Here is a 15,694-nt window from a genome sequence, read left to right as displayed (position 1 = left end):
GGAAGCGATTGACTCGTTTTGTCTAATTTTTGTAAGTGTTCTATCTGTTTATTTTTATCTTGTAATGCTATTCTTCTATTTTTAATTTTCTTAATCGAAGTGCATTGGTTATTACGGAAACTGAACTAAAACTCATGGCTAATGCAGCAATCATTGGAGAAAGTAAAATTCCGAAAACCGGATATAAAATACCTGCAGCTATTGGAACTCCCAGTACGTTATATACAAATGCAAAAAATAAATTTTCTCGAATATTTTTTACCACATGATGGCTTAGCTTTTTAGCTTTTACAATGCCTTGTAAATCTCCTTTTACCAAAGTAATTCCGGCACTTTCTATAGCTACATCTGTACCTGTTCCCATAGCGATTCCTACATCTGCTTTAGCCAAGGCCGGGGCATCATTAATACCATCACCCGCCATTGCCACAATTTTTCCTTGCTGCTGTAGAACATTAATTTCATTCAATTTATCTTCCGGTAAACATTCTGCTTTATAGTGTTGTAATTTTAATTGTTCTGCAACTGCTTTTGCTGTATTGTTATTATCTCCTGTTAACATTATCACTTCAACTCCATTGTTTTGTAACTCAGCAATGGCTTTTTTACTCGTACTTTTAATAGCATCATAAATGGTTACATAACCGGCAACTTCGTTGTTTACAGCTATATAAGAAACCGTTTTTCCTTGAGCTTGTTTGTCATTAACCGCTTCTTTTACTTCTTCAGAAATTTCAATAGCTAACTGTTCGAGTAAGGCTTTATTTCCTAAAACAATTTTTTGAGTATCTACCGTTCCTATAACACCTTTTCCGGTAACCGCCTCAAAGTCTTTCACTTCACTTATTAATGCTTTTTTTAGTTTACCATATTTTACAATTGCTTCAGCCAAAGGATGTTCACTATATTGATTTAAAGAAGTTATATAATGTACTATTACTTCATTAGCATACAAACCTAACGCCGTTACATTTTCTACCGATGGTTTTCCTTCTGTTAAAGTTCCTGTTTTATCAACTATTACGGTATCCACTTTGTTCATTCTTTCCAAAGCTTCTGCATTTTTAATAAGTACTCCGGATTGTGCGCCTCTTCCCACTCCCACCATTACCGACATGGGTGTTGCCAACCCTAAAGCGCAAGGACACGCAATGATAAGTACGGCTATTGCATTTACAAATGCATATACATAAGCCGGATCCGGGCCAAAAACTACCCAAACCACAAAAGTGATAGCCGATACTATTAAAACAATAGGTACAAAATATTTAGCAATAGTATCTGCCAGCTTTTGTATAGGTGCTTTTGAACGGCTGGCATTATTAACCATGTGTATTATTTGAGATAATAACGTATCAGCTCCTACTTTTTCTGCTTTCATAGCAAACGATTTGTTACCATTAATAGTTCCTGAACTAACTTTATCGTCTTTATTTTTATCTACCGGAATCGGCTCACCCGTGATCATTGACTCATCTACACTACTACTTCCTTCTAGGATAATTCCGTCAACAGGGATTTTTTCTCCAGGTTTTACTCGTAGTATATCTCCTTTTTTTATCTTATCAATTGCTATTATGGTATCTTCACCATTAACTACCAATGTAGCTGTAGAAGGCACTAACTTTAATAACTCTTTAATTGCTCCGCTTGTTTGACTGTGTGCTCTTGCTTCTAACAACTGCCCCAATAAAACCAATGTTAAAATAACGGTTGTTGCTTCGAAATACACAAATACATTACCTTCCGACGTTCTAAAATCATTAGGAAAAATACTAGGAAAAATCATGGCAAATACACTAAATACCCATGCTATTCCTGCTCCGACACCAATAAGGGTAAACATGTTTAGATGGGTCGTTTTAATAGATACCCAAGCACGTTTAAAAAACATCCAAGTCGCATAGAAAACTACAGGAATTGATAACACAAATTGAATCCAGTTCCATGTTTTTTGGTTTACAACTGCATATAACGGATTTTCCGTCAGCATTTCTGACATCGCTATCAGAAAAATAGGTAACGTAAAGGCAGTAGCAATCCAAAACTTCTTTTTTAGTTTTTTATAATTTTTTTCTTCCTCTGAAACTTCAGCTTCCAGAGGCACTAAATCCATTCCACAAATTGGGCAAGCTCCGGGTTCATCTTTTATTATTTCCGGGTGCATTGGACATGTAAATTGTATCTGTTTTGAAACTGAACTTTTTTCTTCCACTAAGTCCATTCCGCAAACCGGGCAGTCTCCTGGTTTAGGATATGTTTTATCTCCTTCACAATGCATTGGGCAATAAAAGATTCCTGTTCCTTTTTCTTTTGTCTTTCCTTTTTTAGGAATTGTATGGGCATGCTCTCCTAAAGGATGAATGCTGTAATTACCTCCATCTTTTTTAAAGGCTTCCTGTAATTTTTCCAGAGAAATATGAGTTTCTGATGTTACAGTTGCTTCAGCTTTTTCTAAATTGACAACGGCATCTGATACTCCTTCTATATTTAATAATATTTCTTCTACATGACTTCTACAGCCATTACAGCTCATGCCATGTATGTGATATGTATGTTTCATCTGTTTACTTTATTAAATAATTAATAATAGTACTTTGTGTATAATAGTTTACTACTGATGTAATCATACTCAATTGAAATTTTAGTTGTAATTCCTGAATATCTAATACATCATTAAAATCAATGATTCCGGTTTCATAACTTTTCAGTAAAATTTGTTCTGCATTTTTTGCTTGCTTCAAATTTTTAACTTGTGTACGATACGTTATCATAGCTGCATTACGCTTGGCTAATGCATTTTGTAAAGAAGCTTCTAACACGTTTTGTCTTTCTTGTTTTTGTGAAGTGATTTCTTCTTGTTTTAATTTATTTTGTTTGCTAACCGAACTGTACTTTTTGTTAAAAATTGGAATGGATAACGATACCATAGGCATTACAATATCTTTACCGTTATCATTGAAATCCATAGTAGGTCTTTTTTCTACATTAATATAATCGATTCCAAATCCAATCATTGGCTTCTCTTCTTTTTTATTCAATAATTCCGATTGCGTTACTGAAGCATATAATTTATCATACTTCACCAATTCCGGATGTATTGCCAAATTTTCTGCAGAGATTTTTTCGGTGTTCATAGGTAACTCCAAAGTATCTATCACATTAATAACCGTGGCAGCATTTCTGTTTAACAACTTATTTAAAGATGCTTGCTCTCCAAGAAGTTGTTCTTGCAACACTTCTTTTTGTTGTGCTATTTCATTTTGACGCATTTGTAATTTTAAAATGTCAACAGCAGAAGCTTTATTAACTTCTAATGAAGTTAATGCCAGTTTCTCATACGTACTTAATAATTGGTTATTCTCCTCTAATACTTTTTGCTTGGCTTTATTTTCATAGAGCTTATAGTATAACTGAGAAACCGCATTTATTAATTTACGTTTTGTTATTACAATATCCTGATAACTGGCTTCTGCTAACGTTGTCACATAATTTTCTCTGGCAGTAATAGTTCCGAACCAAGGTAACATTTGTTTTGCAGAAAGCTTAAAAAGTTGTGCTCCTGTTCTTGTTTCCGGAGTACTTACAAAAACTCCTACACCTACCTCTGTGTTAGGTAACGAATTTACCTCTTCTTTTTTCTCTGAAATACGTTTATATTGATGTTCAAATTGTTCTATTTGAGGGTTATTCTGTAAAGCTTCGTCTAGCAACACTTGTAATTCTTGTGCTTGTGTTTTTCCTATAAAAAACAAACACAATCCCATTAGTATATTTTTGATTTTCTTTGCTCTCATAAACTTGTTGTTTTAGTAGCTTGTTCACGTTTGAATAAAAATTCTTCTCGCCAGCTATACAATACCGGTACTATGAAATAAGAAGTTACATCTATAATCATTCCGCCAAAACTTGGTATTGCCATAGGAATCATAATATCGCTTCCTCTTCCAGTAGAAGTTAACACCGGTAATAATGCCAAAATGGTAGTGGCTGTCGTCATTAAACAAGCTCTGATTCGTTTATTTCCGGCCTGCAAAGCAGCACTTCTTATGGCTTCAATACTTTGTGGTTTATCTTTTTCAAACGATTGTTTTAAGTAAGTGGCCATTACTACTCCATCATCTGTAGCAATTCCAAACAAGGCTATAAAACCAACCCAAACGGCTACACTTAAATTAATAGGATGCATTCGAAATAGTTCTCTTAAATTTTGTCCGAATACACTAAAATTTAAAAACCAGCCTTGACCATATAACCACATCATAATAAAGCCTCCGGCAAATGCTACTGCAATCCCTGTAAACACCATTAATGAAGTAGTTACGGACTTGAATTGAAAATATAGAATTAAGAAAATAATTAGTAAAGCTAACGGAACCACAACTGATAAAGTTTTCTCTGCTCTTAGCTGATTTTCATAGGTTCCTGTAAATTGATATGACACTCCTTTAGGTACAACCAATTCGCCCGCATTTATTTTCGCTTGAATTGCCTTTTGGGCTGTTTCTACAACATTCACTTCGGCATATCCTGCCATTTTATCAAATAACACATAACCAATTAAAAAAGTATCTTCACTTTTAATAACCTGAGGACCTTGTTCATAACGAATGGTTGCTAATTCACTTAAAGGAACCGGACTTCCTTTAGATACCGGTATGTATATATTTTCTAAATCATCAGGACTAGAACGTAACTCTCTAGGATATCGTACTCGAATTCCATAACGCTCTCTTCCTTCCACCGTTTGGGTTAATTGCATACCTCCAACCGCTACTTTAAGTACTTCTTGTACTGTTTGAATAGAAATACCGTAACGGGCTATTTTTTCTCTATCAATATCTATCAATAGATAAGGTTTTCCAACAATTCTATCTGCAAAAACAGCTTCCTTTTTTACCCCTTCAACTTCTTTTAATATATGTTCTAACTCCAAGCCAAAAGCCTCAATTTGTTTTAAATCTTGTCCTTTCACCTTAATTCCCATAGGAGCACGCATCCCCGTTTGTAACATTACCAATCGGGTTTCAATAGGTTGTAATTTAGGAGCTGAGGTTACCCCCGGAAGTTTTGTTACTTTCACTATTTCATTCCAAATATCATCCGGTGATTTAATTTCCGGACGCCAATTTCTATAGAACTCTCCGTTTGGATCTTCTATTAAATCATCTGCAACTACTTCCGAAAAACCAATAATTGAAGTAACCTCATCTGTGGTATTAGGATTGGCTACAGCTTCACCATTTTTAAGAACAAACCAACCTTTATCATTCACTTTGTATCGTTGGCGTTTTCCTTCTGAGTTTAAAATATATTCGGGTTTGTATAAAATAATGTTTTCATACATAGACATGGGCGCTGGGTCTAATGCAGACTCGGTTCTACCAGCTTTTCCTACTACCGTTTTTATTTCAGGAATAGTTGCCACAGCCATATCTAACTGTTGTAACACTCTTTTATTTTCTTCCACTCCGGAATGAGGCATTGACGTTGGCATTAACAAGAACGACCCTTCATTTAAAGAAGGCATAAATTCTTTTCCTGTGTTTTTGAAAATAAGAAATCCGCAAATCAACACAGTTACCGGAATGGTTAAAAACAAGATTTTGTTTTCCAATGCCCATTGCAAAATAGCTGCATAATATTTCTGGAAAAGATTAAAAATCCCCAAAATTCCAAAACAGATAATTCCTACAAAAATGCTATTTAAAAAAACACTTCTTTCAACTCCTAAAGGACGCCAATAAGCTGCCAACAATCCTACTATAATTAGTGCTGATACTAGAATGTTTAATTTATTAGCCTTTCGATATGGAATTTTCTCCAGAAGCACCAACATTCCTATAACGCCAAAACCAACAATTCCTATTCCTAACCAATGTCCGTAAATTAAACCTGTAATTCCCAGAAAAATTAAAAGACCGTTGATTGCATATTTCAATTTATTGGTTACTATGCTATTTTTAAAAATAGCAGCTGCAAATGGCGGTATTAAAAACAATGCTACGATAATAGAAGCTATTAATGCAAAAGTTTTAGTAAAAGCTAACGGTCTAAACAATTTACCTTCTGCTCCTATCATAGTAAACACCGGAATAAAACTGATAACAGTTGTCATTACTGCCGTGATAATAGCTCCTGAAACCTCAGTAGTTGCACTGTAAACTAATGTATTAATAGGAAGCTTTTCCTTGTTTTGTTCTAAATGTCTAATAATATTTTCAGACAGTATGACGCCTACATCTACCATGGTACCTATAGCAATGGCTATTCCTGAAAGTGCTACAATGTTAGCATCTACACCAAAAGCTTTCATGGCTATAAACACCATTAATACAGCTATGGGTAATAATCCGGAAATTAACACAGAGGCTCGTAAATTGAATACCATAACCACTATTACCAAAATGGTAATTAAGATTTCCAATGTTAAAGCTTCATTTAAAGTTTCTAATGTTTCATGAATCAGTTCTGTGCGATCATAAAAAGGAACAATGGTTAACTGAGAAGTACTACCATCTTTTAATTTTTTTGAAGGTAAGCCAGAAGCTATTTCCTTTATCTTTTCCTTTACATTAGTAATTACTTCTAACGGATTAGCTCCGTAACGTGCTACAACTACTCCACCTACAACCTCAGCTCCTTCTTTATCCAAAACTCCTCTACGAGTCATAGCGCCTAAGGTTACTTTGGCTACATCTTTTATTTTGATAGGTGTGTAATTTTCAGAACTCACTACTGCATTTTCTATATCAGCTATCGATTTTACATACCCTAAACCTCTAACCAGGTATTCCGCCTGATTGATTTCAGTAGTTTGTGCTCCAACATCCTGATTGCTTTCTTTGACTGCTTTAACAATTTGCTGTAAACTTATTGAATACTGACGCATTAATTCAGGATTCACGTCAATTTGATATTCCTGAACATACCCTCCGATAGAGGCCACTTCTGAAACTCCACTAGCCGCCGATAAGGCATACTTTACATAATAATCTTGTATACTTCGTAATTCATGTAAATCCCAACCGCCGGTTACATTTCCTTTTTCATCTCTTCCTTCTAAGGTATACCAAAATATTTGTCCTAATCCGGTAGCATCAGGCCCTAAAGTAGGGCTTACATCATTAGGCAATAAGCCTGACGGAAGCGAATTTAGTTTTTCAAGGATTCGAGATCTACTCCAATAGAACTCTATATCCTCTTCAAAAATGATATAGATACTTGAAAAACCAAACATAGAAGAACTTCGTATGGTTTTTACTCCCGGTATTCCTAATAAGGTAGTTGTTAATGGATATGTTATTTGATCTTCTATATCTTGTGGAGAGCGTCCTTCCCATTTCGTAAAGACAATTTGTTGGTTCTCTCCTATATCGGGAATGGCATCAACAGCCACGGGATTTGTAGGTAAAAACCCGGTTTCCCATTGAAATGGTGCATGTACTATACCCCAACCTAAAAAAAGGACGAGTAGTAATACGGCTACCAACTTATTTTCTATTAAAAATTTAATGCTTTTATGCAACATATTGTGATAATTTAAACAATAAAACATAGGTGTTAAACACCAAATACAGATATACATTCCATGATAAAAATCAAAGAATGAACTCGCTTATTGTTTAAAAAATCATATTAAGAATACCTCATCTAACAAGTGTATATCTTTGACGACTTGCGGAGGTGTATAGTATTGAAACGGAATTACTTTATTATGTAATTCACTAAATGTAGTAACGTAGGCATAAACAAATGAAGCTATAAAAATTTGTTGTTGGAACGTTAAAGTATCTACCGATTGTTTTAACTCTTTTTGTCCTTCAACAACTACTTTTTTATTTGAACAGCAACCTTTTTTAGTAATGGAACATTCTGTTGTATTTTTTTGCTGGTTTACAACTTCCATTCCACAAGTATCTGCTTTAGCAAATAATGCGGTGTCCACTAACATATCTCCACAAAAATGCTTATCAAAAGTAAATGACATTGTAGAAAGTAATACTACAATGCTCATAAATATAGCTGATATTTTATGGATTTTTTGCTTCATTTTCAGATACAAAGATACAAAAAAATCAATTTCCTTCTTTAAATTTTTGTTAATAAGCCTTATATCTTTTGAGGTAAAAACGACATTAACAGTCTTTTTTAGTAAACTAATTATTTTTTTGCTTTTATGGTAGGGTAAAACCTCTTGAATTTGTTATACTTATCCAAAGGCAATTTAGGGGATTGAAATTAATTTTGGCTAATTTAGGAAAGTTCCTTCGGGAGCTTTCTTTTTTTTATTTTATAATTACACTAAGCTATTTCTATAAAACAAAAAAACCTTACTGTTTCCAGTAAGGCTTATTGTGATCGCGACAGGATTCGAACCTGTGACCGTCTGCTTAGAAGGCAGATGCTCTATCCAACTGAGCTACGCGACCATTACCGTCGGGGTGGCAGGATTCGAACCTGCGACCTCCTGGTCCCAAACCAGGCGCGATAACCGGGCTACGCTACACCCCGATAAATGGTTATCTACAATTTTTTGCGGAGAGACCGGGATTCGAACCCGGGCATCGAAAAACGATGACAGCTTAGCAGGCTGCTGCATTACCACTCTGCCACCTCTCCTTAATTCTTTGCCGAAGCGTGAACTAAAAATTGCGAGTGCAAATCTATAACTATTTAAACGTTCTCACAAACTTTTTTGCTAAAAAATTTCACTAATCTGGATACTCAACTCGTAAGTGATAGATATTCATCAACTTATTCTTAATAATTTTTTTAATTTTTTCTATTTCTCTAAAAGTAATATCCGAATTTATAAACTGATTATCGTTTTTTTGCTTTTCTACAATCTTATCTATTAACTCATCTATTTTTTGAGCAGTAGGTTCTTTTAAACTTTTAGAAGCCGCTTCAGCAGCATCACACATCATTAATATTGCTGTTTCTTTTGAAAAAGGAATAGGTCCTTGATATTGAAATTTCTTAATATCTATCTCCGTATTCGGATTATCATCTAGTTCTTTCTTATAAAAATAATACGCTACACTTGTTCCGTGATGTGTTCGTATAAAATCTATAATTCTATCCGGAAGTTTATTCCTTTTTGCTATTTCAATGCCTTTAATTACATGATCTAAAATAATACGAGCGCTATCTTTTGGAGACAAATCGTTATGCGGATTTACTCCAGTAGATTGGTTTTCTATGAAATACATAGGGTTTACCATTTTTCCTATATCATGATACAAAGCTCCTGTTCTTACTAACATTGAGTTTGCTCCTATCTCATTAGCAGCAGCTTCAGCTAAATTTGCCACTTGCATTGAATGTTGAAAGGTTCCCGGGGCTTTTTCATTTAGCTCTCTTAAAAGCTTTGAATTTGTATTTGAAAGCTCTAATAAGGTTACATCAGACACCAATCCAAAAACTTTTTCATAGAAATAAATAAAAAATACGGCTAAGAAAGATAACAATCCGTTTGCTGCAAATAATCCAAAATATAACCAGTTAATTTCATCTGCATTTCCTTCTTTTAAAATTGAAAAAGCCAAATAAGTTATCATATAAATAAGGGTTATTTGTCCAATTGAAATAAACAGGTTTGCTCTCTTGTATAGCTCAGAAACGGTTAAAATGGTAACTATTCCGGCTATAATGTGTAAATAAATAAACTCAAAACTATTAGGCACAATAAAACCCAATAACAAAACCGTTAATACATGAGTAAACAACCCTAAACGAGCGTCAAAAAACGCTTTTAAAACAATAGGCAAGATACTTAACGGAACCACATATAAGTAATCTACATTCGCTTTAACCACCAGAGTTTGCACAAGAATCATAACAAACACATTAAAAAAGATAAAGGTTACTTTGTTATTATCATTATAAATCTCAAGGCGATAACGCTGTAAAAACAATAATAACATTAGCAATGCCAACGATACTAAAACAGCATATCCAAAAACAATCCAACTATAGTTTGATTTTGACCAAATAGTTGATTGCGATGCTAATTGAAAAGATTTAAGCACATTATATCGCTTCCCTTCTACAATATCACCTTTTAGTATAATAAGTTCTCCCTTAGACACCATTCCTTTTGTATAAGAAATATTTTTCAAGGCCTCTTCAAGCTCTTTTGTTGTAAACTTATCATCAAAAGCCACATTAGGCTTTAGCACATTTGCTAAAGTACTTAGCATAATTTGCTGTTTAGAAGCGCTTAAATCTTGAATTTTATTATCAATAATTGGTAAAATATCATTTGATTGGACTAACTTAGAAAACAAAATATTTTCCACAGAATTTCCACGTCTAAGAACTACTATTTCATTTTTATCTCTTACATAGTTTTCATTATTTTTCTCATTAATAAAACCATATTGATAAATAAGATTAATGATTGAAACTCCTCTTTTCATCATTTCATTAACCTCTTTTACCGTTAATGAGTCTGATATTGGCAAAATACCTATTTGCTGTTGAAACTGACTAATAACTTTCTGCTTTATCTCATCATTAAAAGCAAAGTACTTTTTACTTTCAAGTTGCATTAACTCTTTTTCTTTTTCTATTTCCTGTTCACTTTTATAAATAGCAAAATCAAAAGGAGCATATAAATTATCGTATTGCCACGGTTTTCCTAAAACAAAATCGTACTTAAACTGTCCTCCTCTTGGAAACAGATAAACAATGGCAACAGCTGTAATTAAAAACAATAGAACTTTATATACAATAGCATTGTTTTTATACAGTTTATTAATAATTGTATTCATTTTTAAGTTTTAAAACGTAAAGATAACCTTTCTGTATTATTTGAGTACTTGCTATAAAATAGTTATTTTCGCAAGACTTAAATTAACGAAAATACAAATTCAAGATATGAAAGAAGTAGTTATCGCATCAGTTGCAAGAACTCCAATAGGAAGTTTTTTAGGTACCTTATCAACTATACCTGCTCCAAAACTAGGCGCTATTGCTATAAAAGGAGCTTTAGATAAAATAAACTTACAACCGGAAATGGTTGAAGAAGTTTTTATGGGAAATGTGGTTTCTGCTGGATTAGGACAAGCTCCGGCTCGTCAAGCTGCTATATATGCGGGTATTCCTAATACCGTTCCTTGTACTACCGTAAACAAAGTATGTGCATCAGGAATGAAATCTATTATGTTAGCTGCTCAAACTATTGCTTTAGGAGATGCAGATATCGTAGTAGCCGGAGGAATGGAAAATATGAGTATGATACCTCACTATCAATATGCAAGAGTTGGAAGCAAATTTGGACCTATAAAAATGGAAGATGGTATGCAAAAAGATGGTTTAGTTGATGCTTATGATCAAGTTGCCATGGGAGTTTGTGCTGATGATTGTGCTACTGAATATCATTTTTCAAGAGAAGATCAAGATGCTTTTGCTATAGAATCTTATAATAGATCTGCTAAAGCTTGGAGCGAAGGTAAATTTGCTGATGAAATTGTACCGGTTGAAGTTCCTCAACGTAGAGGTGAACCATTAATCTTTGAAGAAGATGAAGAATATAAAAATGTAAGAATGGATAAAATTCCTTCTCTTCGTCCGGCTTTCACTAAAGAAGGTACTGTTACTGCTGCTAACGCTTCAACCATTAATGATGGTGGGGCTGCATTAGTATTAATGTCTGCGGATAAAGCAAAAGAATTAGGAATTACACCTTTAGCTAAAATAAAAGGATATGCAGATGCTGCTCATGAACCAAAATGGTTTACTACTGCTCCTGCCAAAGCTTTACCTAAAGCCTTAGCCAAAGCCGGGGTTGCTATTGAAGAGGTAGATTATTTTGAATTAAACGAAGCCTTTTCAGTAGTAGGGTTAGCCAATATGAAAATTTTAAATTTATCTGCAGATAAAGTAAATGTTAATGGAGGAGCCGTTTCTTTAGGTCACCCGCTAGGCGTTTCCGGTGCCAGAATTATTATTGCTTTAACTTCTATTTTAAAGCAAAATAATGCTAAAATTGGAGCTGCCGGTATATGTAATGGTGGTGGTGGTGCCAGCGCAATGGTTATTGAAAAAATTTAATTATAAAAGCACCTCTTAATTAATGTTTGGAATTTGTAATCTTAGTATTGTACCTCTACGCCTAGCTCCTACAGATACTTCTGAAATGGTAAACCAAGTTTTATTTGGCGAGTATTTTTCAATTCTTGAAAAAGATAAGAAGTGGAGTAAAATTAAACTGTCTTTTGACGGATATGAAGGCTATATAGATAACAAACAATACCAAGAAATTTCTGAAGAAGATTACCAACTTTTATCAGAAAACAAAAAACATTACGCAGGTGAGCTTATCGATTTTATTACCGATAACACCAACAATTTAACCACTATACCTTTAGGAGCTCATTTACCTTTCTTTAAAAATAACTCGTTACATATAAACAATCATACGTATGTATACGAGGGAAGAGTTAGAGATGCTATTTTATCAAAAACCTCTATTATAGAAACCGCTTATTTATTTTTAAACGTTCCTTATTTATGGGGTGGTAAATCTCCTTTCGGGATTGATTGTTCCGGTTTTACACAAACCGTATATAAATTATGTGGATATTCTATACTCAGAGATGCTAAAGAACAGGCTACACAGGGAGAAGTTTTAAGTTTTATTGAAGAAAGTGAACCCGGTGATTTAGCTTTTTTTGATAACGAAGATGGAGTTATTACACACGTAGGAATCATCATGAACGATTACAATATTATTCATGCTCATGGCAAGGTTCGTATTGACAAACTTGATCATAGCGGTATTTATAATGTTGACACCCATCAACACACACATAAACTCAGAGTTATAAAACGTTTTATTTAATAAAAAAGGGATTGAAAATTTTCAATCCCTTTTTTTTATCTTACTCTTCGTCTATTTCGGTTCTGGTTTCTTGTGATTTCTCACCTTTTTCTATTTTTATACTTAATCTCTTTGTTTCATCATCAAGATCCATAAAAATAGAATCGCCTTCATCTAATTTAGCACTTACTATTTCTTCTGCTAAAGCATCTTCAATATATTTCTGAATTGCTCTCTTTAAAGGTCGGGCACCATATTGCTTATCAAAACCTTTATCTGCAATATAATCTTTAGCTTTTTCACTTAGTGTTAAATGATATCCTAAATCAGAAATACGTGACAGTAATTTCTTCAACTCAATATCAATAATTTTATGAATATCTTCACGCTCAAGTGCGTTAAAAATAATCACATCATCAACACGATTTAAGAACTCAGGTGCAAAAGTTTTCTTTAATGCTCCTTCAATAACACTTTTAGCATGAGCATCTTCTTGTTCTTTTTTAGACGCCGTTCCAAAACCAACTCCTCCTCCAAAATCTTTTAGCTTACGAACCCCAATATTTGAAGTCATAATAATGATTGTGTTTCTAAAGTCAATTTTTCTACCTAAACTATCCGTAATATGTCCATCATCTAAAATCTGTAATAACATATTAAATACATCCGGATGCGCTTTCTCTATTTCATCTAATAACACTACAGAATATGGCTTTCTACGAACCTTTTCTGTTAACTGTCCTCCCTCTTCATATCCTACATATCCCGGAGGTGCTCCAATTAAACGAGAAATGGCAAATTTTTCCATATACTCACTCATATCTATTCTGATTAATGAGTCTTCAGAATCAAATAATTCACGAGAAAGGACTTTAGCTAATTGCGTTTTACCTACCCCGGTTGATCCTAAGAAAATGAAAGAACCAATTGGCTTATTCGGATCTTTTAACCCTACTCTGTTACGTTGAATAGCTTTTACTACTTTAGATACAGCATCATCTTGCCCAATAACCTTACCTTTTATTAAGTTTGGTAATTCTGCTAAACGAGTACTTTCAGCCTCGGCAACCCTATTCACCGGTATTCCGGTCATCATAGAAACTACTTCAGCAACATTATCTTCGGTAACGGTTTCTCTGTGTAACTTAGAATCTTCTTCCCATTGGTTTTGAGCTGATTCTAAGGCCATTTCTAAATTCTTCTCATCATCACGTAATTTAGCAGCCTCTTCATATTTCTGTCCGCTTACTGCTTTTGTTTTACGTACTCTTATCTCTTCCAACTTAGCCTCTAACTCTAAGATTTGTTGTGGTACAACAATATTGGTTATATGTATACGAGATCCGGCTTCATCAAGAGCATCAATAGCTTTGTCCGGTAAATATCTGTCTGTCATATAACGATTCGTAAGCTTTACACAAGCTTCAATAGCCTGATCTGTATAATTTACATGGTGATGTGATTCATACTTACTTTTAATATTATGTAATATTTGAATTGTTTCTTCTACAGAGGTAGGATCAACAATTACTTTTTGAAAACGACGTTCTAGAGCTCCGTCTTTTTCAATATTTGTACGATATTCATCTAAAGTTGTAGCCCCTATACATTGAATTTCTCCTCTAGCTAAAGCCGGCTTTAACATGTTTGAAGCATCTAATGATCCGGTAGCTCCTCCAGCCCCAACTATGGTATGAATCTCATCTATAAATAAAATGATATCGTCATTTTTTTCAAGCTCATTCATTAAAGCTTTCATTCTCTCTTCAAACTGCCCTCTATACTTTGTTCCGGCAACTAAACTAGCCAAATCTAGAGATACGATGCGCTTATCAAAAAGAATTCTAGATACCTTTCTATTAACAATTCGTAGTGCTAAACCTTCTGCTATGGCTGACTTACCAACTCCTGGTTCACCAATAAGCATTGGGTTATTCTTTTTACGGCGACTTAATATTTGAGAAACTCTTTCAATTTCTTTTACCCTTCCTACAACAGGATCTAACCTACCTTCTTCTGCTAGAGCAGTTAAGTCTCTTCCAAAATTATCTAATACAGGTGTTTTTGTTTTTTTAGCCTGTTTTCCTCTTTGAGATTGTTGTCCGAAAGGATTAGCCTTATCATCTGTAAACTCATCATCTGAAGGCGTTTCTGCCATCGGACTAGAAGAATAATCTTCTACATGTAACTCTTTGTATAAAGCTTTTGCCTGTTCGTAATCTATATCGTATTTCTGCAATAACTTTGTAGTCGGATCATTCTCATTGCGTAAGATACACAACAACAAATGCGCCGTATCAATAGAATTGCTTTGATATAATTTAGCCTCTAAAAACGTTGTTTTTATTGCTTTCTCTGCTTGTCTTGTTAGATGTAAGCTCTTTTTTTGATTGTTTCCTAATGAAGGGGAAGAAGGATTCAGTTTTTCTAATTTGTTACGTACCAAATCTAAATCTACATCAAATGTAGTTAAGATATCAATCGCTTTTCCATCTCCTTTTCTTATTAATCCTAAAAGCAAATGCTCTGTTCCAATAAAGTCGTGCCCTAATCTTAAAGCCTCTTCTTTACTGAAAGTAATCACATCTCTAACTTGTGGTGAAAAATTATCGTCCATAAATTTAATTTGTGTCTCTGTGTAAAGTTAGTTAGATTTTTCTTATAAAAATACAAAAAAGATGCCATAAAGTAGCCTAATGACATAATGACTTTTTAAAAAGAAATACAAATTCATACTAAAACAATAACTTTCCTGTTAAAATTGTTGATAACTAACGTAAAACTCTAAGCTCAAACTTTGTGTAAAACTTGGCATTGTTGTATCTTGCAATGTTTTAGAAAACACAGGCTTTTTTAAACAAACTT

Annotated in this window: 8 protein-coding genes and 3 tRNA genes; 2 read left to right on the top strand and 9 right to left on the bottom strand. The window is 33.8% G+C overall.

Features of this window, described 5'->3' with window-relative positions:
- Positions 1–67: 67 nt before the first annotated feature.
- From ACQY1Q_RS11860 to ACQY1Q_RS11825, 8 genes are all read right to left on the bottom strand, one after another.
- Positions 68–2,563 carry a heavy metal translocating P-type ATPase gene (locus ACQY1Q_RS11860; protein WP_431005536.1) on the bottom strand — a complete coding sequence of 832 codons (2,496 nt, stop codon included), beginning with the start codon at positions 2,561–2,563 and terminating at the stop codon, positions 68–70.
- A 4-nt stretch (positions 2,564–2,567) separates the two neighbouring features.
- Positions 2,568–3,797: a TolC family protein gene (locus ACQY1Q_RS11855; RefSeq protein ID WP_431005535.1), complete on the bottom strand. Its 1,230-nt coding sequence runs from the start codon at positions 3,795–3,797 to the stop codon at positions 2,568–2,570.
- Positions 3,794–7,531, bottom strand: coding sequence for an efflux RND transporter permease subunit (locus ACQY1Q_RS11850; RefSeq protein WP_431005534.1), 3,738 nt, complete (start codon positions 7,529–7,531; stop codon positions 3,794–3,796). The genes ACQY1Q_RS11855 and ACQY1Q_RS11850 overlap by 4 nt, the downstream gene beginning before the upstream one ends.
- A 102-nt stretch (positions 7,532–7,633) precedes the next feature.
- Positions 7,634–8,053, bottom strand: a complete 420-nt coding sequence (locus ACQY1Q_RS11845; RefSeq protein ID WP_431005533.1) for an HYC_CC_PP family protein — start codon at positions 8,051–8,053, stop codon at positions 7,634–7,636.
- 305 nt (positions 8,054–8,358) lie between these two features.
- Positions 8,359–8,432 (bottom strand) — tRNA-Arg (locus ACQY1Q_RS11840).
- A gap of 7 nt (positions 8,433–8,439) precedes the next feature.
- Positions 8,440–8,514 (bottom strand) — tRNA-Pro (locus ACQY1Q_RS11835).
- Between the two features lie 25 nt (positions 8,515–8,539).
- A tRNA-Ser gene (locus ACQY1Q_RS11830) sits at positions 8,540–8,622 on the bottom strand.
- Positions 8,623–8,714: 92 nt separating this feature from the next.
- The gene (locus ACQY1Q_RS11825; protein ID WP_431005532.1) at positions 8,715–10,778 is read right to left on the bottom strand and encodes an HD family phosphohydrolase; all 2,064 of its coding nucleotides are present in this window, start codon (positions 10,776–10,778) and stop codon (positions 8,715–8,717) included.
- A gap of 106 nt (positions 10,779–10,884) precedes the next feature.
- On the opposite strand from ACQY1Q_RS11825, the gene ACQY1Q_RS11820 reads away from it, so the two are divergent.
- Complete coding sequence (locus ACQY1Q_RS11820; protein ID WP_431005531.1) at positions 10,885–12,060, top strand: acetyl-CoA C-acyltransferase; 1,176 nt, start codon at positions 10,885–10,887, stop codon at positions 12,058–12,060.
- Positions 12,061–12,082: 22 nt separating this feature from the next.
- Positions 12,083–12,850 carry an NlpC/P60 family protein gene (locus tag ACQY1Q_RS11815; protein ID WP_431005530.1) on the top strand — a complete coding sequence of 256 codons (768 nt, stop codon included), beginning with the start codon at positions 12,083–12,085 and terminating at the stop codon, positions 12,848–12,850.
- A gap of 40 nt (positions 12,851–12,890) precedes the next feature.
- On the opposite strand, the gene ACQY1Q_RS11810 is transcribed toward ACQY1Q_RS11815, so the two are convergent.
- A complete protein-coding gene (locus ACQY1Q_RS11810) occupies positions 12,891–15,446 on the bottom strand; it encodes an ATP-dependent Clp protease ATP-binding subunit (RefSeq protein ID WP_431005529.1) in 2,556 nt (851 codons plus the stop codon).
- Between the last annotated feature and the right edge of the window lie 248 nt (positions 15,447–15,694).

The sequence above is a fragment of the Tenacibaculum sp. TC6 genome (genome assembly GCF_050606265.1).
In the GTDB taxonomy this organism is placed as follows: Bacteria; Bacteroidota; Bacteroidia; order Flavobacteriales; family Flavobacteriaceae; genus Polaribacter.
This window is presented reverse-complemented; position numbering and strand designations above follow the sequence as displayed.